The organism is Methylobacterium sp. E-065, from assembly GCF_022829605.1.
In the GTDB taxonomy this organism is placed as follows: Bacteria; Pseudomonadota; Alphaproteobacteria; order Rhizobiales; family Beijerinckiaceae; genus Methylobacterium.
In genome coordinates, this window is record NZ_JAKSYD010000114.1 from 18540 (window position 1) to 37224 (window position 18685).

Below are 18685 nucleotides of genomic sequence, written 5' to 3' on the forward strand. Positions count from 1 at the left end.
GTCCTCATTCCGGGATCGACGCGACCGCCCGCAAAGGCTGCGCCGCGCCGAATGGGCATGCGCCGAGGCGCGGCTATTCCACCGTCACCGACTTGGCCAGATTGCGCGGCTGATCCACGTCTTTCCCCATGAACACGGCCGTGTGGTAGGCGAGCAGCTGGATCGGCACCGCGTAGACGATCGGTGCCACCGTGGCGTCGAGCGCCGGCATGGTGAAGGTCGCCAGCGTTTCGAGGCCGTGCTCGGCCGCGCCCTTGGCGTCGCCGATCAGCACGATCCGGCCGCCGCGGGCGGCGACCTCCTGCATGTTCGACATCGTCTTCTCGAACACCGCATCGTGCGGCGCGATCACGATCACCGGCACGCTCTCGTCGATCAGGGCGATCGGCCCGTGCTTCAGCTCGCCCGCCGCGTAGCCCTCGGCGTGGATGTAGCTGATCTCCTTGAGCTTCAGCGCGCCTTCCAGCGCCATTGGGTAGCTGGTGCCGCGGCCGAGATAGAGCACGTCCCGCGCCTTCGCGACCTCGCGGGCGAGACCTTCGATTGCGCTCTCCTGGGTCAGCGCCTCCGCCATCAGGCCCGGCGCCTTGATCAGGGCGTCGACCAAGCGCCGCTCGCCCTCTGCGTCGAGGGTGCCGCGCGCGCGCCCGGCCGCGATGGCGAGGCAGAGCAGGACCGTGAGCTGGCACGAGAACGCCTTGGTGGAGGCGACGCCGATCTCCGGTCCGGCCAGCGTCGGCATCACCACGGAGGATTCCCGCGCGATGGTCGAGGTCGGCACGTTGACCACGCTCAGCGTGTGCTGGCCCTGGGATTTTGCGTAGCGCAACGAGGCCAGGGTGTCGGCGGTCTCGCCCGATTGCGAGATGACCAGCGTCAGCCCGTCCCGTTCCAGGGGCGCCTCGCGGTAGCGGGCCTCCGACGCAACGTCGATCTCGACCGGCAGCCGCGCCACCTGCTCGAACCAGTACCGGGCGACGAGGCCCGCATAATAGGCGGTGCCGCAGGCGGTGATGTAGACGCGGCTGAGCTTGGCGAAGTCGAAGGGCAGCGGCTCGGGCAGCATCACCCGGCCGTTCGCCATATCGACGTAATGCGCGAGCGTGCGGCCCACCACTTCGGGCTGCTCATGGATCTCCTTGGCCATGAAGTGGCGATACTCGCCCTTGTCGATCCGGTAGGCCTGGGTGGCGATCTTCTGGCGCGGGCGCTCGACCGTGGCGCCCGACGCGTCGCGGATCTCGGCGCCGTTCCGGGTGAGGATCGCCCAGTCGCCTTCGTCGAGATACGTGATGGCGTCGGTGAACGGGGCGAGCGCCAGCGCATCTGAGCCGAGATAGGTCTCGCCCTCGCCGAAGCCGATCGCGAGCGGCGCGCCGTGGCGGGCGCCGATCAGCAGATTTTCCTCGCCGGCGAAGATGAAGCCCAGCGCGAAGGCGCCGCGCAGCCGCGGCAGGGCGGCTGCCACCGCCTCGACGGGTGCCATCCGCCGGTCCATGTTGCGGCTGACGAGCTGGGCGACGACCTCGGTGTCGGTTTCGGTCTCGAAGACGATGCCGTCGGCCTCAAGCTCCTGCTTCAGCTCGCGAAAGTTCTCGATGATGCCGTTGTGCACGACCGCCAGCCGCTTGGTGGCGTGCGGATGGGCATTGGTCTCGTTCGGCCGGCCGTGGGTGGCCCAGCGGGTGTGGCCGATGCCGATCGTGCCGGCGAGCGGCTCCTGGACGAGCCGCGCCTCCAGGTTGACGAGCTTGCCCGAGGCCCGCCGCCGCTCCAGGCGGCCATGCTCCAGGGTGGCGATGCCGGCGGAATCGTAGCCGCGGTATTCGAGCCGCCGCAGGGCCTCGATCACCTGCCCCGCCACCGCGTCGCGTCCGACGATGCCGACGATGCCGCACATGGGATGTCTCTCGCTTTGACGTCCGGATGGCCGCGCGCGGACGCGCCGCGCAAGGTCCGGGCCGTTCGCTCAGGCCATAGCCGAGCGTGGCTTGTACCGGATCATGGCCGGGCAGGGCCAGCCCCGGCCGAATTGATGCTGTCGCGGCAGCGGTCCCGCTATGGGGGCGTCGTCCCGCGTTTGGTGATGGTCGGATTCCGGCTCGACCAGTAGCCGGCCAGCACCGAGCCCGACAGGTTGTGCCACACGGAGAAGACCGCCCCCGGCAGGGCGGCCAGCGGTGAGAAATACAGCTTGCCCAAAGCCGCCGCGAGGCCGGAATTCTGCATGCCGACCTCCAGAGCCAGCGTGCGGCAGGTGCCCTCATCGAAGCCGAGCAGGCGCCCGCTCCAGTAGCCGCAGAGCAAGCCGGCGCCGTTGTGCAACACTACCGCCAGCAGCACGAGCGGCCCGACCGCGGCGATGCTCGCCCGGCTGCCGGCAACGACGGCGCCGATGATCAGCAGGATGGCGACCATCGACACGACGGGCAGAGCGCGCTCGAGGCGCCCGACGAGGCGCGGCGCGAGCCGGTTGAGCGCCAGCCCCAGCGCCACCGGTGCCGCCACGATCTCCACGAGGCTGGCCAGCAGCCCCGCCACATCGACCGGCACGGCGGCGTCGAGGTAGAGGCGCACCAGGAGCGGCGTCGCCACGAGGCCCACCAGCGTCGAGGCCGTGGCGATGGTCACCGACAGGGCGACATCCCCGCCGGCGATGTAGACCATCAGGGTGGAGCTCGTGCCGCTGGCGACGCTGCCGACCAGTACCATGCCGGTCGTCAGCTCCGTGCCCATGCCGAGGGCGTGGGCGATGGCCCAGGCGGCGGCGGGCATCACGAGGTAGTGGACGACGACACCGGCCGCGACCGGCGCGGGCCGGGCCAGGATACGGCCGAAATCCGCGGGCGTCAGCGTCACGCCCAGGGCGAACATGATCACGGCCAGCAGGGCGGCGACGTGCGGGAGCACCGGGAGGAACACGTCCGGCACGACGTAGGCGGTCGCCGCGGCCAGGATGGCGCAGACGGGAAACAAGCGGTTGAGCAGCATCGTGCGGGCCGGATCCGGAAAGGCGGCGGCCGTGTCCCAGCTGGGCCGTTGCGCGTCAAGCTTGGGCGTCCCCGCGGGCGTCGCTGTTGGATCCAAGCGTCTTCCTACCGGAGCGGCGGCGATCTCACTTCAACTAACCGGAGGTGGCTTTGGGTATGTGCCGGCGACCGTTCTTGCGGCTGGTGTAGGTCCGATGCTGAATGGCTGCTTGGGGTGGATATCTGCTGGTCTGCTATCGGCTGTTGAACCCTGAAAGCGGACTCTCGCTTCTCGGCGGTTCGCGTTGCCAGTCCGGGGCTCGAAGTCAGACAATCCGTTCAACCCATTGCGAACGCGACGGTCCCGGGGCGAATGGGTCGCCGAAATATTGCGTTTCCCGAACGACTTTCCCGTCGCGAAACTCCATAATGCTCACGGTGTAGGACGGCTTACCGTCATACGTGAGTACGTACTCCGTCACCCATAGATCGCCAGAGCCGACAATCCGTCGCACATCAAATCGCTTCTTGTTTGGTTGCGCCGCACGGGAGGCCTGGATCTTGTGCCGCCCGCTGATGCGCTCGCCAAATTGAGGATATTCAAGCACTGCGTCGTCACAATAGATCTGATGCTCTGCCTTGAAATCGTAAGCGTCCGAGGCTGCCCAGTGCCGGTCGAGAGCGCGTCTGATCTCCTGATCGTTCATGGAAGACATCCCGCGCCTATTCAGCTTAACCGTCGATTCGAGCGGACGGGTGTGAAAGCACGCGCATTCCACCGTTGAAACCGAAGCGCTACCCACGACTGCTTTGGAGCATTAGGCAAGCCACGACCAACGTCAATTATGGGTCGCACTCGGTCATCGCAGAATCGAGCTGTTTAAGCGCGGGCCCCGGATCCCCAAGACTCAACGCCCCCCGCGCAACGCCTTCTCGGCGAGCAGCGCCGCCCGCTTCAGCTTGGCCCAGCCGGGCTTCACCACCTGCCGGCCGCGGGCGACCGCCATGGCGTCTGCCGGCACGTCGTCGGTGATGACCGAGCCGGACGCCACGTAGGCCCCCTCCCCCACGGTCACCGGCGCCACCAGCGCGGAGTTCGAGCCGATGAACGCATGGGCGCCGATCGTGGTGCGGTGCTTGAGCACCCCGTCGTAATTGCAGGTGATCGTGCCGGCGCCGATATTGGCCTTCGCGCCGACCTCGGCGTCGCCGAGATAGGTCAGGTGCGCGGCCTTGGCGCCGGCCCCCATCCGGGCATTCTTCAGCTCGACGAAGTTGCCGAGTTCGGCGCCGGTCTCCAGCACCGCATGGCCACGGAGGCGCACGAACGGTCCGATCCGGACACCCGCCTTCAGCTCGGTCTCGGTGAGATGGGCGAAGGCCCGCACGGTGCAGCCGTCGCCGATCCGCACGCCTGGCCCGAACACCACGTTGGGCTCCACCATCACGTCGCGCCCGAGCATCGTGTCGTAGCTCAGGAAAACCGTCTCCGGGGCGATCAGGGTGGCGCCGCCCAGCATGGCGTTGCGCCGGAGCCGGCCCTGGATCGCCGCTTCGGCGACGCTGAGCTGCACCCGGTCGTTGACGCCCTGCGCTTCCGCCTCGTCCACCGGCACGACGGTGACAGACAGGCCGTCCGCCACCGCGAGCGCCACGGCGTCCGGCAGGTAGTATTCTCCGGCGGCGTTGTCGTTGCCGATGCGGGTGAGCAGCGACAGGGCATGAAGCCCGGACAGCGCCATCAGCCCCGCATTGCACAGGGTGACGGCCCGCTCGGCCGCGCTCGCATCCTTCTCCTCGCGGATCGCCAGGACACGGCTGCCCTCGGTCAGCACGCGCCCGTACCCGGTGGGCGACGGGCTCTCGAAGGCGAGCACCGCGATGGCCGCACCCTCGGCCAGCGGCGCGCGCAGTCTCAACAAGGTCTCGGCGGTGACGAGCGGCGTATCGCCGAACGCGATGACCACGTCGTCGTCCGGGTCGGCGAGCACGTCGCGGGCGGCCAGCACGGCGTGGGCGGTGCCCAGACGCTCGGCCTGCGGGAAGATCTGTGCGCCGGGGGCGGCCTTCGCGATCTCGGCGGCGACGTCGTCGCGTCCGGGCTCGGCCACCACGGCGATCCGCCCGGCGCCCGCCGCCTGTACGGCGGCCAGGACGTGGCCGAGCATGCTCCGCCCGGCGATCCGGTGCAGCACCTTCGGCAGATCCGAACGCATCCGCGTGCCTTTCCCGGCCGCGAGCACGATGGCGGTGAGGCTGCGCGGGGGCGTTCCGGTCGGATTCATCGCGGGTCCAGGCGTCGTCAGGGCGCGCCACGGATGGGCCGGACCGGCGCGCCGCGCAAGCCCAGCCGTTTGTTCAGCGCAGGGCCAGGGCGGCGTGGTGGCCCGAGCCGTGGGCGAAATGCTCGCGGCGGCGTTCGATCGAACTCGGGATCCGAAGGGATTCCCGATACTTGGCCACGGTTCGCCGGGCGATGTCGACGCCCTCGCCGCGCAGCTTCTGCACGAGCGCATCGTCGGACAGCACGTCGTTCGGCGTCTCGCCATCAACCAGTTGCTTGATCCGGTGGCGCACGGCCTCCGACGAATGGGCCGCCGCGCCGGCGGCTCCCGGGATCGCCGCGGTGAAAAAGTATTTCATCTCCAGCGTGCCGCGGCTGGTGCCGATCGCCTTGTTGGAGGTGACCCGCGAGACGGTCGATTCGTGCATGCCGATCGCCTCCGCCACCGTCTTCAGGTTCAGCGGACGCAGATGGGTCACGCCGTACATGAAGAAGCCGTCCTGCTGGCGCACGATCTCGGTGGCGACCTTCAGGATCGTGCGGGCGCGCTGCTCCAGGGAGCGGGTGAGCCAGTTGGCGTTCTGCAGAGCCTCCGACAGGAAGGCCTTGTCGCCATCGGCGGTCGCGCCGCGCACCACCCAGGCGTAATAGCTCTGGTTGACCAGCACCCGCGGCAGGGCCTCGCTGTTCAGCTCGACCAACCAGGAGCCGTCCGGCGCCGCGCGCACGAACACGTCGGGGATCAGCACCTCCGCGGCGTGCGAGCCGAAGGCCCGGCCGGGCTTCGGATCGAGCCGGCGGATCTCGCCCAGCATGTCGACGAGATCCTCGTCGTCCACGCCGCAGAGGCGGCGCAGCCCGGCGAAATCGCGCTTGGCCACGAGGTCGAGGCGCGAGACCAGCGCCTGCATGGCCGGGTCGAACCGGTCGCGCTCGCGCAGCTGGATCGTAAGACATTCGGCGAGGTCGCGGGCGGCGACACCGGGCGGATCGAACGCCTGCACCAGGGTCAGGACGCGCGCCACGGTCTCGGGGTCGGCGCCCAGGCGCTCGGCCACCCCCTCGACCGTTTCGCGCAGGTATCCCGCCTCGTCCACCGCATCGATCAGGAAGCCGCCGATCAGCCGCTCCATGGGATTGCGCGTGGCGAGATCGAGCTGGCCGGCGAGGTGATCCCGCAGGGAGGTCTCCGCCGTGAGGGTGGCCTCGAAATCGGGGGCTTCCGCGTCGAAGCTGCCGCCGCTGCTGCCGTAGGGTGGCGGCGTGAGCGAGAGCATGTCGCCGCCGCCGATCTCCCGCGCCTGGACCGGCACGTCGTCGGGGAAGACGTTGTCGAGGCGCGTGTCGAAATCGCCCTCGATCTCGCCGCGGCTGGGATTAAGCTCGTTCGACAGCCACGAGTCGGGCTCGGCGCCCTCGAAACCGTCGCCGGCTCCGTCTTCCGCGTAGGCGGGTTCGGCTGCTTCGCTGGTTCCGGTCGGCTCGGGCTCGGCCCGTTCGAGGAGGGGGTTTCGTTCCAGTTCGGCCTCGACATAGGCGGCGAGGTCGAGCTGCGAGAGTTGGAGAAGCTTGATCGCTTGCAGGAGCTGCGGCGTCATCACCAGGGCCTGGCCCTGACGCACTTCCAGCCGTTGCACCAAACTCATACGAGGCCCCGATGCCCTTCCAGCGCGGTTAGCCGGCCACCGCCGAGTGTGTGGCGGCATGAATCTTGCTTGAGTTAGTTTCCCATCTGTAGACCGATCGCGGCCGAACGTCAAAGCGTGTGCGGGGCCGTGCGCTGCCGCCGGGAGCCGCGGGGCTCGGTGCGTGGCGGAACAGACTCACCCACCAGCGTCACCGGCAACCTAGAGGGTCTCGTTTAAGGAAGTTTTGCGCGGTTCATCCCTCGTCGACCGGCCGGTTCCGCTCAGGTTATCCCCACTTGATTGCAGCGGAAATTGTCTGAGGACGGATGCATTCACCGCGCGACACGCGATCCGCTGCACGCGTGAACCGACTGTTGCCGCGGATCGCGGACGTCAGCCCTCGGCGGCAGGTCTCGTCGGGCGAGAGTTCTCTCGGGCTATTTGTGCGCCGTGCGGATCGCAGGGAGAAACGATCAACCGTCCCGTCAGCTCGGTGCTGGTCGAGATCGCACGATTTATCCCGCATCCGGGCTCGGTCGATGTCGCTCGCGGCATCCACATGCCCGCCCACCGTCACTGCGGGCAATCGCCCTGAAGGCCATGGGCGGGGCCTACGCTTCCGTGGCGGCCGGGCACTGCCGACTGATTGGGCCGCTCACCAACCGCAGTTCGGAACCGGCGGCTGCGCCTTTGCCAAAGCCGATTTCTCGATCTGCACCATGGCGCCCCAGGCGTATTTCTGGGCGTGGGGCGTGACGTTGGTGAACAGGCAGCCGAGCTGGAAATGGGTCGCGCCCATCTCGCCCGAGAAGGCCATGCAGTCCACGAAGGCCCAGGTCGTGGGAACCGGAATCATCGAGCGCCAGCGCGGCATGGCCACCGGCGAGCAGACTTTCACGGCGCCGGTTGACGCGTCCGCGTTGAGGGAGTCCCCGGGCGCCTGGGCCGCCGCGGGCCCAAGGGTCAGGGCGAGCGGAAGCAGCGCAGCACAGGCGCGGAGATGGCCGTATCGCATCATCGGGTCAGTGCATCGTCCGCCAAAGGGTCGCGAGGATCGCGAAGCCGACGAGGTTATAGAGGATCGCCCACAGCCAGACACCCAGGACCGCACGGCTCGGCTGCCGCGGCTTCTGCCTCCCGAGGTGCAGGCGGTTGCGATCCTCGGGCGTCGGCCAGATCGCGTTCTTGGGCGCCCGGAGCAGGCGCGTCAGCGTCTCGGGCAGGTGCGGGCCGGGCGGTCGCTCGCCGTTCATGACGGCCTCGGATGCGGCGATGGGCGGACCGCGGTCGCGGCCTGTGCCGGGCTTCTACAGGGGGCGGCCCCGGCGCGGCAATGCAGCCCGCACCGCCGGTCGGCTAAAGAACCGTCCCCGGGGCCTCCGGATCGTAGCGGTAGGCCCAGGTCTCGGAGAGCAGCCTCTCGCCGGACTTCAGCCGCAGCCGCATCTCGACCGGCTCCGGCCCCTCGGCATAGACCTTGAAGAAGACCCGCCAGGGGCTCGGCTTGCCGTAGGGCGCCCAGGTGGCGCCGACCTCCTCGGCGCTGCCGCGCGAGAGCGTCAGCGCGACCATGGCCTTTTCCGGATCAAGCCCCCCCAGGGCCGCGCCCTCGAATTCGAGTACGAATTGCCGCGCGAGGTTGGGCCGGCCCGGGCGGCGGTCGGACTCGGCGAGCCATGAAGCCTTCATCGCCCGCGTGGCGACGCAGCGGGCGAGATCGGTCGAGACCGGTTCCTGCACGGTCCAGCGCAGGCGGTAGGCGTAGCTCCGCTCGTCCCCGGCCTTCGGCGGATCGGCCGGGACCCACATCGCGCCAATGTTGTCGTCGGTCTCTTGGTGGGTCGGGATCTCAACGAGCTGGACGCTGCCCTGTCCCCAATCGCCCTGCGGCTCGACCCAGATGTCCGGCCGGTTCTCCTCGAACCCGTCGTCGATGTAGTGGTCGAACACCCGGTCGCGCTGGAGCAGGCCGAAGCCCCTGGGCGACCGGTCCGCGAAGGCGCTGACGCTGAGCTTCGGCGGGTTGTTGAGCGGGCGCCAGATCAGCTCTCCGGCCCCGGTCTGCATCAGCAGCCCGTCGGAATCGTGCACCTCCGGCCGCCAGTCGCTGGCGACGAACCGGCTGATCCCCTCCGAGTACCAGAGCATCGAGGTCAGCGGCGCCACGCCGAACCGCTCGACGCTCCGGCGCATGTAGAGCGTGCAGGCGACGTCGATGACGACGTGGGGCTCCTTGCGGGCGACGAACTGGTAGGCGCCGGTCAGGCTCTGCCCCTCGAGCAGCGCCAGCACCGTGACAGCCCCGTCGGCGGCCGGGCTGACGTAGAACCGTGTGAAGACCGGGAACTCCTCGGTCTTGCCCGGAGCGGGCGCCGTATCGATGGCGATACCCCGGGCCGAGGCGCCGTACTGCGCCCCGTCGCCTGCGGCGCGGTAGTAAGACGCGCCCAGGAAAGCCAGCCAGTCACCGTCATCGCCGGGCTGACCGGCCGGGAACTTCTGGTAGCGGAAGCCCGCGAAGCCGGCGCCGTCCGGCACGTCCTTGCCGGGGTTGCCGGGCGGGTAGCTGAACAGGTCGTGGCTGTAGAGCACCGGGCGGGCCTGACCGCCTTCGAGCGCGTAGACCTGCACCGGGTGCCGGAAGAAGTTTCCGAGGTGGAAGAAGGTCACCGGATAGGCGCTGTCGGCGTAGAGCGCGTGGGCCGGCGGGTAACGGATCTCCTGCAGCGGCCCGTACGTGAGGGCGTCGAGCGCCTTCGAGGCGGACGCCTCCGGCGGCGGGGTGTAGGGCCGGTCGCGCAGGCTGCGGGCGAGAGCCTTCAGGCGCTCGAGATCCATCGGCTCGGGCGGGCCCAGCCGCGGTCCGGCAGCGGCGAGCGCGGGCTTCGGGAACGGCGCGAGGGCCAGGAGCCCGAGGGCGGTCAGGACGCGACGCGTGATCAAGCGAGAGCCTTGGGATTCGGCCGGGCCACGGGGGCGATGCCGCCCTCTAGCCAGCGCGACGCGGCGGCGCAATTTCCCTGATGCAGCTCAGCTCCGCGGCCCGCAGGTGCCCGTGGGGCCGTCCGTCGACCAGAGTTCGGCGCCGCCACCGGGGGCACACTGCCCGGGCAGCGCCAGGGTGATCAGCTTGGACAGTGCCCGATTCTCGTCCTCGCCGTAGCCGATCTCCCCGACCATGCGGCCGGCCTTGTCGAACAACGCGACGGTGGCGGAGTGCTCCATCGTGTAATCGCCGTCCTTCGTCGGCACGCGCCGGTAGGCGACGTGGTAGGCATCGGCCATGCGGGCAACCTGATCCGGCGTGCCGACGAAGCCGCGAATGCGGGAATCGAACGAGACCAGATAGTCCCGCAGCGACTCGGGCGTGTCGCGCTCCGGGTCCAGGGTGACGAACACCACGTTGAGCCGGTCCGCGTCCCGGCCCATCCGGCCGAGCGCCCCCGACAGGGTGGCGAGCGTGGTCGGGCACACCTCCGGACAATGGGTGAAGCCGAAGAACAGGGCGGTCGGCTTGCCGAGGAGGTCGGCCTGGTTCACCGGACGGCCGTCGAGATCCGCCATGGCGAAGGCGCCGCCGACCCTGCGCGGATGGCTGAACCGCGAGCCCTGCTGGGCGACGATCGCCCCGGTTCCGACGGCGACGAGGCCGATCAAAGTGGCGGAAGCGATGAGGGCGATCGGGCTCGGTGCCATGCTGTGACCTACGACGGCGCGTCGATGCCTGTCATATGGGGTCGCCGTCGATCGGCGCGATGCTGCGCGGGGTCGCAACTGGGGGAACACGTCGGGGAACAGCGATAGAGGCGGCCGGTTGCCCGGTCGAGAGCCGGCGCGGCCGCTCTGCCGGCCGCCGCCTGCAGTTCTCCCCTTCCCCTACGAGGCAGGAGCCGCCGCCATGGCCCAGCAAATCCCCGTTGACCCGGAAGCCAGGGCCGATGATCCGCGGCGCGACGCCGAGCGGGACGATGAAACGCACGCGATCACCGGCGACGTCGCCTATCGCCGCCTCGTCCTCGTGAACGTTGTGTTCGTCGGCGATCCCGGCGCGGGGGATCGTGGCTGGGTACTGGTCGACGCCGGCGTGATGGGTGGCAAGCGCGCCATCCTGTCGGCGGCCGAGGCACGCTTCGGCGCCGGCGCGCGCCCTGCCGCCGTCGTGCTGACCCACGGCCATTTCGATCATGTCGGCGTGTTGGAGGATCTGGCCGCCGAATGGGACGTCCCGGTCTACGCGCACACGCTGGAACAGCCCTATCTCGACGGCAGCGCCTCCTATCCGACGCCCGATCCGAGCGTCGGCGGCGGGCTGCTCGGCCGCCTCTCGCCGCTCTACCCGACCTCGCCGGTGGACGTGTCCGGACGCTTGAAACTCCTGCCGGAGGATGGCTCGGTCCCGCCCCTGCCAGGCTGGCGCTGGCTCCACACGCCGGGCCATGCACCGGGGCATATCTCGCTCTGGCGCGCGGCGGATCGCACGCTGATCGCGGGCGATGCCTTCGTGACGGTGGCCCAGGAATCGGCCTACGCGGTGGCGCTTCAGGAGCCGGAGCTGCACGGCCCGCCGATGTACCTGACCATCGACTGGGACGCGGCGCGCAACTCCGTGCGGACGCTGGCCGCCCTCGAACCCGAGCGGGTGATCACCGGCCACGGCCGCCCTCTTCAGGGACCGGAGATGCGCCGCGCCCTGAATGCCTTGGCGGCGGATTTCGACCGCGTGGCGGTCCCGAAGCACGGGCGCTTCGTCGAGGCGCCCCTGCGCGCCGGGGACGGCTCGGCCTACAGGGACGAGCGGTGAGCGCGTCCCCGTAAGTCGCCCGGCCCCGCGCTCAGGACGCCCGCGCCAGTTCCTCGACTTCGGGCGGCACGTAGGACGCCTCGTTGGCCGGGCACAGGATGTCGTCCATCTCGGATTTCGGCATCGCGCGACCGAACAGGTAGCCCTGGCCGAAATGGCAGCCCTGGTCGGAGAGCCAGTCCAGGCTCGCATCGGTCTCGATGCCCTCCGCCGTCGTGGTGAGGCCGAGGCTGGTCCCGAGCTTGATGATGGCGTCGACGAGCTTGGCGCGCTCGTCGCTCATCGTGATGGCGTCGACGTAGCTCCGGTCGATCTTCAGCTTGTCGAACTTCAGTTCGCGCAGGTGGTAGAGGCTCGAATAGCCGGTGCCGAAATCGTCCAGCGCGATGCGCACGCCGAGCTGCCGCAGCGACAGGAGTGTCGCGCGCGTCGCCTCCAGATCCTGAATCAGGGCGCTCTCCGTGATCTCGACTTCTAGCCGCTGCGGCGGGAAGCCGGTCTCGGTCAGGATCGCCAGGATGCGCTGGGCCAGCCACGCGTCCTGGAACTGGTGAGGCGCGATGTTGACCGCCAGGACAAGGTGGGACGGCCAAGCTCGGGCGTCGAGGCAGGCGCGGCGGATCAGGTTGTAGCTGAGATCGGCGATCATCCCGGTCTCCTCGGCGACCGAGATGAATTCCGAGGGCGCGATCAGGCCGCGGACTGGATGGCGCCAGCGGGCCAGCACCTCGACGCCGACGATGTCCTTACCGGGCAGCGAGACGACGGGCTGGTAGAAGGGCTCGATCGCCCCCGTCTCGATCGCGACGCGCAGCTCCGCCTCGGTCCGGGCGCGGGCGCGCAGTTCCTCGTCCATGGTGCTGCGGAAGAAGCGGTAATTGCCGCGTCCGTCCTTCTTGCCCTGATACATGGCGAGATCGGCTGCATGCAGCACCGCGTCGGAATCCGCATGCTCCGGGGCCACGATGGCGACCCCGACCGTGGCGCCGACCTTGAGGTCGTTCTGATTCCACGAGACCGGCTCGGAGATGGCGGTGATCACCGCCTGGGCGAGGCGCGTCAGGCCTTCGCTGCCGTGCTCGACGGGGACCAGCATCGCGAACTCGTCGCCGCCGAGCCGGGCCGCCACGCCGCCGGCCGGAAGGAGCTGATTCAGACGCTCGGCCACGGCGCACAGGACGGCGTTGCCGGCGGCATGGCTATAGAGGTCGTTGACCGGCTTGAACCGGTCGAGATCGATCAGCAGGACGGCCGCGGACGGCTCGGCGCTGACCGTGGCATGCGCCCGTGCGACCGCGTCGATGAACCGGCGCCGGTTGGCCAGACCCGTAAGCCCGTCATGCCGGGCGATCGCCTCGGCCTGCGCGGCCGACGCGTCGCGCTCCAGCATCAAACGGCGCAGCAGGATCGACTTGCGAACGGCCGCGCCACACATGGCCACGCCCATGCAGGCAGCCAGCATCAGGAGATCGTTGAGCTGATAGTCGGAGATGAGGCTGCTGAGGGAGTCGAAGGTCCCGAGGTTGACGCCGACGAACCAGATGCCCGCGCCGATGATCAGCAGGCACAGTGTCTCGTACAGCTCGCCCCGGCCCCACGCGTTCGACGTTTCGCTCGGCATGTTTTGCGCCCAATCTCCGACGCAATACAAGGGCACTAAAAGTGCTAAAAGGCTGTGAATCCAGTCCTCACTAAGTCGTGCCTGCCAATTAACGAAGGTCGGCATTGCCATTGATCACCGCGTCAACGGATCTCTAAGGAGGCTCTGGGGATCGCGCGATGGCCTGCCATTTCCATCGCGCTCGACCCGACAGTCCGGTGCCGATCAGGCCGATCGGCCGGCGACCTCCTCCGTCGGCAGCGCGCAGCGATTGTGGATATCGGTGGCGGCCACGGCTCCATGCGCCATGGCAACCACAATCTGATCGAGGCCGCGCACCACCCCGCCCGCCGCATAGAGGCCCGGCACGCTCGTGCAGTTGTGGGGATCCACCACGAGGGCCCCGGTCCTGTCATGCTCGGCGCCGAGATCGACCGCGAGCTTGGAGCGCAGCCGAAGTCCCAGGGCCGAATACACCACCGCGAACCGGTGCTGCGCGCCGTCGGCCGTACAGAGCACGGTGATGCGGCCGTCCTCCACGTCGAGCCGCATCACCGGCTCCTCGACGATCGCGATGCCGTGGCGCTCAGCCCGCGCCCGGTCGGGTGCGTCGAGCGGATGGCCGAGGGTGAGCAGCGTCACGTCCGGCGTGTAGGTACGGGCCAGAAACTCCGCCTCGCCGAGGCCCCTGGCGCCGTGTCCGATCACCGCGATGCGCTGGTTCCATGCCTCGTAGCCGTCGCAGATCGGGCAGTAGCGCACCAGCCCGCGCCGGATCGCATCCGGCAGGTCGGGGAAGTCCGGCTCCACATCCTCAGCCCCGGTGGCAAGAAGGATGTGCCGGGCCCCGATCGAGCAGGGGTAATTCCCACCCGGAGGATGGATCTCGGCGCGGAAGCCACCTTCAACCCGGACGAGTTGCGTGACGTCGCCGGCCACCATCCGCCCACCGTAGCGGGCGACATGGGCGCGCTGTCGCTGCAGGATATCGGAGCCCGAGATGCCGTCGGCGAACAGCGGCACGTTGTGGCTCATCGAGATCCAGCCGGCGCGGGACCGCCCCGCATCGACCAGAAGCGCCGACCGACCGTAGCGCGCGAGGTAGAGGGCGCCGGTCAAGCCGCCCGGGCCCCCACCGACGACAAGGCAATCGAGGGGCTGAACTTGCGGAGAACCAGATAGCAGCATGGCTCATCCGATCCTCTGGACGCTTCACGAGCGGGGAACCCGCCCCGGCCCGGCCCAGATCCGCGCCGGCCCTAAGGGTTTGCTGGCTCCGGCGAGCGGGCAAGCGAGGCCAGGATGAACGCCATGAAGAACAGGAAGTATTGATTGACCGAGAGTTCCTCGAACATCATCGACGGGATGAGGAACAGGGCGCTGTAGAACAGGAAGGGTCCGAACCGCCCCGGCGCCGACAGGATCCGCACCAGTCCGGCGATCAGCAGCAGGGCGACGGCGACACCGTTCTGGAGGGCCAGCGAGACGAATCCGTTATGCGGCGTCACGAGGCCGGTCAGGGCCTTCAGCTCCTCCCGGCGGGCGATCTCGCCGACGCCGAACGGATAGGCGACGACGAGGCGCAGGGCCGTGATGCCGGAGAGGAACCGCTCGTCGAAATTTTCCGACACGTTGTGATCGTCGGCGAACCGCTTCTCGATCGCCTGCGCCAACGCGTTGGGCAGCGGGATCTCCCCCGTCAGCGACCATCCGACCAAGAGGATCGCCAGCACGCCGAGCACGCCCAGGACCATTGAGGCCTTGAGGTTGCGCCGCATCAGCAGGGCGAAGACGATGAGCGGCATGAACAGGCCGGCCCGGTTGTTGGTCAGCGGGAAGCTCGCCATCAGGGCGACGAAGTACAGGACGTAGATCGCCTTGAGCCGGTAGCGCAGGCTCAGGATCAGCGCCGCGACGCCGCCCAGCGCGAAGACGTGGCCGGTCTCGTTGCCTGAGGCCCAGAGGCCGCCCTGCTTGTCCTCGACGAACAGCTTCAATTCCTCGTCGAGGCCGTCGGTCGGCACGGCGAGGCCGAAGCGTTCCAGCGGCACCCCCGAGGATGCCAGCAGCAGGATCGCCAGGGACGCCAGCAGGCCCGCGAGCAGGCCGGCGCAGAAGGCGTCCTCGACGCGATGATCTTGAAACAGGACCAGCAGGATGAAGGCCTGCACGACGTAGAGCAGCAGGATGAGCGTCAGATAGACGTCGCCCGCCTGCTTGTGCGCCTTGAGGAGCATCGAGACGCCGACGAGGGCGAGGACCGCGCCGAGGGGCGCGATGCTGCGCAGGGCCTCCGTGATGACGGGCCGGCGCAGCCCCAGCCAGGGGATGAGCAGGAACGGCAACAGGTCGGACAGCCGCTGGAACGGCAGTCCGAAGCTCGACGTCAGCACGTTGAACTGCAGTGCCGCCCCGAGCAGGAAGACGGCGGCGCGCTGCGACCCGGCGGTGACCGCCGGGATCGTCGCTGCCATCGGTGCCGCCTGTCCCGCCATGGTGCCGATCCGTTCAGAGCGCGCCGATCCCCGGCCGCCACATTCGCGCACAAAGGTTGGCGGAGGGTGGAGATCAGGTGGTCCGGCGCAGGAAGAAGCCGAGGGCGGAGCTCACCGTGTCGCGCATGAAGACCTGGGCGAGGCCGGCATAGGCCAGGATGCCGATACCGACCGCGGCGAACAGGCCGAGCCGGTCGCCCAGTGCGGCGTGGATCGGATCCTGGATCAGCAGCACGAGGGCTGCCATCGCGGCGGAGCAGGCGGTGACCGGCAGGAGTGCCCGGACAAGCTGCCGGTTGCTCACCGGCACGATTCGGCCCACCACCGACACGATCGCCGGCGTGAACAGATAGGCGCGCGCCACGTGCCCGGCGACGAGGGCAACGAGGCCGAGCGGCGCTGTCACCACGGCGGCCAACGCACCGAGGCCGAACTGCGCGCCGGCCAGTCTGAGCGCCGTGCCGTTGCGCCCGAGCGCCGTGAAGATCATCCACAGCATCGAGGTCGCGACGAATTCGGGTGCCAGGAGTGCCAGGATCCGCAGCACCGGGGCCGCGTCGTGCCACTGGTCGCCGAACAGGAACGGGATCAGCGTCGGCGCGACCGCTGCCATGCCGAGGAAGGCCGGCACCGCCACGAAGCACGATGCCACCGTGAAGGTCTGGAAGGCGGCCGCCAGTTCGTCCGGCCGGTCCTGCAGCCGGGCATAGGTGGTCAGGCCGACGGTCGTGAGCGGGATCACCGCCACTTGGCTCACGAGGTCGATGCAGCGCCACGCGAGGCGCAGGTAACCGATATCGGCGGCCGACAGGAAATAGGCCGCGATGACCTCCTGGCTGCGGATCGAGAGGACGAGCAGCAGGTAGGTGCAGAACACCCGCGAGCCGAACGCGATCTGGCTCCGGGCCGCGGCGAGGTCGACGTGGCGCGACGGAACCCAGCGTGACGCGGCCCAGGTCAGCAGCGTCGTGGCGGTGGTTGCAACGAGGCGTTGCACCACAAGGCTCCAGACGCCGTAGCCGGCATACGCCATCGCCAGGGCGACCGCCCCGCCGGCGAGGTTGGCGCCGAGCGCCCGCAGGGCGAGCTTGCGGAAGCCGAAGCTGCGCTGCAGGCGTGCCTCGTGGATCGCCCCCGCGGCGGTGATCACGAAGCAGATCGAGAGCGCGGATAGGACCGGGCGCAGCTCCGGCATATCGAAGATCCAGGCGATCGGGCCAGCGGAGGCCGCCAGCGCGATCGCGCAAAGGAACCCGGTGCCGAGCATCACCCAGAACGCGGTGGCGGCGAAGGTCTCGTCGAGATCGGCCCGTTGCACGACCGCGTCCGGCAGGCCGCAGCGCGCCACGATCTGCAGGATGTCGATGAACACGACTGCGATCGCCACCATCCCGAACTCGGCCGGGGCGATCAGCCGCGCGAGTACGAGGAACACGCCGAAGCTCAGCACGACGTTGCCCACGGAGGCGAGCGCCACCCAGCGCGCCGCCGCGAAGGACCGTCCGGTCACCTCCGCGCCCGTCGGGCCCGGCATGAAATCGGAGGCATCGGCCGCTGCGGCGGCCTCGGTGAGCGTCGGCGTGCCGGCGGTCACGAGCGGGTCGCCCGCCGCTCGGCCACGAGCTCGGCGTAGAGGTCGATGTACTTCTCGGCGACGCGCTCCGAGGTGGATTCCTGGATCACGTGCTGGAAGCTGCGCTCGTCCGGCAGGTCACCCCGGCCGCGGGCGATCACGGCCGACAGGCGCGCGGCGAGGTCGGCCTCGTCGCCGGGCGTGAACAGCCAATCGGCATTGTCCTCGCCGATCAGCTCGGGGATCCCGCCCGAGGCCGCGCCGATCACCGGCACGCCCATCGTGTAGGCCTCGTAGATCGTCCGCGGCGACGGCTCCGCCCAGAACGAGGGCACGACGAGCACGTCGATCTCGCTGAGGAAGTCGGCGGGCTTGGCCCAGCCGACGAACTCCACCGGCAGGCCCTCGGCCTGTGCCTTGAAGCGCTCGATCGAGTCGTCCATCGCGTGCCCGGCCACGAGACAGCGCCAGTTGCCGGGACCGATCCGCTTGAAGGCGTCGATCAGCGTGCCGACGCCCTTCTCGGTGTTGATGCGGCCGAGATAGCCGAAGGTCATCGGCTTGCCGGCCCGGTCGATCGTGCGGCGCGCCTCCGGATCACCCTCCGGGACGGTGCAGGAGTAGAAAATGACCCGGCGGCGTTCCGGCGCCAGATGCGTGAACAGGCCGTGATTGATGTGGGTCTTCAGGATCTCGGTCCCGACGCTGACGACCGCGTCCACCGACCGGTTGGTGATCTGCTTGCCGGCATTGACCACCTTGCAGCCGAGGTGCCAGCGATCGCAGGGCTTGCCGTTCTTGAACATGGCGGCGTTGCCGCAGATCAGATCGTACTCGCAGACCGTGTGGACGATCGGGATCCCGCGCTTGGCCGCCTCGCGCCAGACCAGGGTCGAGACGTCGAGCAGCGAGTGCGTGTTGACGATATCGGGGCGGAAATCGTCGAGGACCCGGCCGAACTCGGCCGCGATGGCAAAATTCCACTGCTGCTTGAGCTTGGCCCAGGCACGGCCGAACCGGCTCGCCTTGGGCCAATCCTCGAGCCAGAAATCGTTGTGGTGCGCCATGCGGTAGACGGTGACGCCGCCGCGAACGCTTTTCGGCTCCGGCTCCCGGGCGATGCAGGCCGCCGCCACCGTGTGGCCGGCCGCGACCAGCTCCTCGGCGAGGTGCTCCACCGAGCGCTCGGCGCCGCCCACGATGTAGGGCGGGTAGAGGGCGCTGAGGTGCAGGATCCGCAGCGGGCCGGTCGCGGCGCGCAGGGAAGCGGCGTCCGGCGCCTGTTCCCGGGCGGTCGGGGCCGGGGCCTCGGGCAGCGCCCGGGCATAGGCTTGG

Annotated in this window: 15 protein-coding genes; 1 reads left to right on the top strand and 14 read right to left on the bottom strand. The window is 69.3% G+C overall.

Annotated features, from left to right (window positions below):
• Positions 1 to 73: 73 nt before the first annotated feature.
• From glmS to MKK84_RS14290, 9 genes are all read right to left on the bottom strand, one after another.
• Complete coding sequence (gene glmS / locus MKK84_RS14250; protein WP_243920681.1) at positions 74 to 1900, bottom strand: glutamine--fructose-6-phosphate transaminase (isomerizing); 1827 nt, start codon at positions 1898 to 1900, stop codon at positions 74 to 76.
• Positions 1901 to 2058: 158 nt separating this feature from the next.
• Positions 2059 to 2991, bottom strand: a complete 933-nt coding sequence (locus tag MKK84_RS14255; protein ID WP_243920683.1) for a bile acid:sodium symporter family protein — start codon at positions 2989 to 2991, stop codon at positions 2059 to 2061.
• Between the two features lie 304 nt (positions 2992 to 3295).
• Positions 3296 to 3676 carry a nuclear transport factor 2 family protein gene (locus tag MKK84_RS14260; protein ID WP_243920685.1) on the bottom strand — a complete coding sequence of 127 codons (381 nt, stop codon included), beginning with the start codon at positions 3674 to 3676 and terminating at the stop codon, positions 3296 to 3298.
• A 201-nt stretch (positions 3677 to 3877) separates the two neighbouring features.
• Positions 3878 to 5254: a bifunctional UDP-N-acetylglucosamine diphosphorylase/glucosamine-1-phosphate N-acetyltransferase GlmU gene (gene glmU, locus MKK84_RS14265; RefSeq protein WP_243920687.1), complete on the bottom strand. Its 1377-nt coding sequence runs from the start codon at positions 5252 to 5254 to the stop codon at positions 3878 to 3880.
• A gap of 73 nt (positions 5255 to 5327) precedes the next feature.
• Positions 5328 to 6899, bottom strand: coding sequence for an RNA polymerase factor sigma-54 (gene rpoN, locus MKK84_RS14270; protein ID WP_243920690.1), 1572 nt, complete (start codon positions 6897 to 6899; stop codon positions 5328 to 5330).
• A 637-nt stretch (positions 6900 to 7536) separates the two neighbouring features.
• On the bottom strand, positions 7537 to 7899 hold the full coding sequence (locus MKK84_RS14275) for a hypothetical protein (protein WP_243920692.1): 363 nt from the start codon (positions 7897 to 7899) through the stop codon (positions 7537 to 7539).
• A 4-nt stretch (positions 7900 to 7903) separates the two neighbouring features.
• Positions 7904 to 8134, bottom strand: a complete 231-nt coding sequence (locus MKK84_RS14280) for a hypothetical protein (protein WP_243920693.1) — start codon at positions 8132 to 8134, stop codon at positions 7904 to 7906.
• 103 nt (positions 8135 to 8237) lie between these two features.
• Positions 8238 to 9824, bottom strand: coding sequence for a glucan biosynthesis protein (locus tag MKK84_RS14285; protein WP_243920695.1), 1587 nt, complete (start codon positions 9822 to 9824; stop codon positions 8238 to 8240).
• An 87-nt stretch (positions 9825 to 9911) separates the two neighbouring features.
• Complete coding sequence (locus tag MKK84_RS14290) at positions 9912 to 10577, bottom strand: SCO family protein (protein ID WP_243920697.1); 666 nt, start codon at positions 10575 to 10577, stop codon at positions 9912 to 9914.
• A 202-nt stretch (positions 10578 to 10779) separates the two neighbouring features.
• On the opposite strand from MKK84_RS14290, the gene MKK84_RS14295 reads away from it, so the two are divergent.
• On the top strand, positions 10780 to 11682 hold the full coding sequence (locus MKK84_RS14295) for an MBL fold metallo-hydrolase (RefSeq protein WP_243920699.1): 903 nt from the start codon (positions 10780 to 10782) through the stop codon (positions 11680 to 11682).
• Between the two features lie 31 nt (positions 11683 to 11713).
• On the opposite strand, the gene MKK84_RS14300 is transcribed toward MKK84_RS14295, so the two are convergent.
• The 5 genes from MKK84_RS14300 to MKK84_RS14320 all read right to left on the bottom strand — a co-directional run bounded on the left by MKK84_RS14300 (position 11714) and on the right by MKK84_RS14320 (position 18591).
• Complete coding sequence (locus MKK84_RS14300; RefSeq protein ID WP_243920700.1) at positions 11714 to 13303, bottom strand: putative bifunctional diguanylate cyclase/phosphodiesterase; 1590 nt, start codon at positions 13301 to 13303, stop codon at positions 11714 to 11716.
• Between the two features lie 204 nt (positions 13304 to 13507).
• Positions 13508 to 14470: an NAD(P)/FAD-dependent oxidoreductase gene (locus tag MKK84_RS14305; protein WP_243920702.1), complete on the bottom strand. Its 963-nt coding sequence runs from the start codon at positions 14468 to 14470 to the stop codon at positions 13508 to 13510.
• 71 nt (positions 14471 to 14541) lie between these two features.
• Complete coding sequence (locus MKK84_RS14310; RefSeq protein WP_243920704.1) at positions 14542 to 15756, bottom strand: O-antigen ligase family protein; 1215 nt, start codon at positions 15754 to 15756, stop codon at positions 14542 to 14544.
• A 94-nt stretch (positions 15757 to 15850) separates the two neighbouring features.
• Entirely contained in the window at positions 15851 to 17371 is a 1521-nt protein-coding gene (locus MKK84_RS14315; protein ID WP_243920706.1) for a lipopolysaccharide biosynthesis protein, read from the bottom strand.
• Positions 17368 to 18591 (bottom strand): glycosyltransferase family 4 protein, encoded by a 1224-nt coding sequence (locus MKK84_RS14320; protein ID WP_313899340.1) that lies wholly within the window; start codon positions 18589 to 18591, stop codon positions 17368 to 17370. Before MKK84_RS14320 ends, MKK84_RS14315 begins: the two co-directional genes overlap by 4 nt.
• Positions 18592 to 18685: the final 94 nt, after the last annotated feature.

Bases quoted from the DNA above. Each gene is read 5' to 3' on its own strand.
- glmS (WP_243920681.1), bottom strand. From the start codon at position 1,900: ATGTGCGGCATCGTCGGCATCGTCGGACGCGACGCGGTGGCGGGGCAG.
- MKK84_RS14255 (WP_243920683.1), bottom strand. From the start codon at position 2,991: ATGCTGCTCAACCGCTTGTTTCCCGTCTGCGCCATCCTGGCCGCGGCG.
- MKK84_RS14260 (WP_243920685.1), bottom strand. From the start codon at position 3,676: ATGAACGATCAGGAGATCAGACGCGCTCTCGACCGGCACTGGGCAGCC.
- glmU (WP_243920687.1), bottom strand. From the start codon at position 5,254: ATGAATCCGACCGGAACGCCCCCGCGCAGCCTCACCGCCATCGTGCTC.
- rpoN (WP_243920690.1), bottom strand. From the start codon at position 6,899: ATGAGTTTGGTGCAACGGCTGGAAGTGCGTCAGGGCCAGGCCCTGGTG.
- MKK84_RS14275 (WP_243920692.1), bottom strand. From the start codon at position 7,899: ATGATGCGATACGGCCATCTCCGCGCCTGTGCTGCGCTGCTTCCGCTC.
- MKK84_RS14280 (WP_243920693.1), bottom strand. From the start codon at position 8,134: ATGAACGGCGAGCGACCGCCCGGCCCGCACCTGCCCGAGACGCTGACG.
- MKK84_RS14290 (WP_243920697.1), bottom strand. From the start codon at position 10,577: ATGGCACCGAGCCCGATCGCCCTCATCGCTTCCGCCACTTTGATCGGC.
- MKK84_RS14295 (WP_243920699.1), top strand. From the start codon at position 10,780: ATGGCCCAGCAAATCCCCGTTGACCCGGAAGCCAGGGCCGATGATCCG.
- MKK84_RS14300 (WP_243920700.1), bottom strand. From the start codon at position 13,303: ATGCCGAGCGAAACGTCGAACGCGTGGGGCCGGGGCGAGCTGTACGAG.
- MKK84_RS14305 (WP_243920702.1), bottom strand. From the start codon at position 14,470: ATGCTGCTATCTGGTTCTCCGCAAGTTCAGCCCCTCGATTGCCTTGTC.
- MKK84_RS14310 (WP_243920704.1), bottom strand. From the start codon at position 15,756: ATGGCAGCGACGATCCCGGCGGTCACCGCCGGGTCGCAGCGCGCCGCC.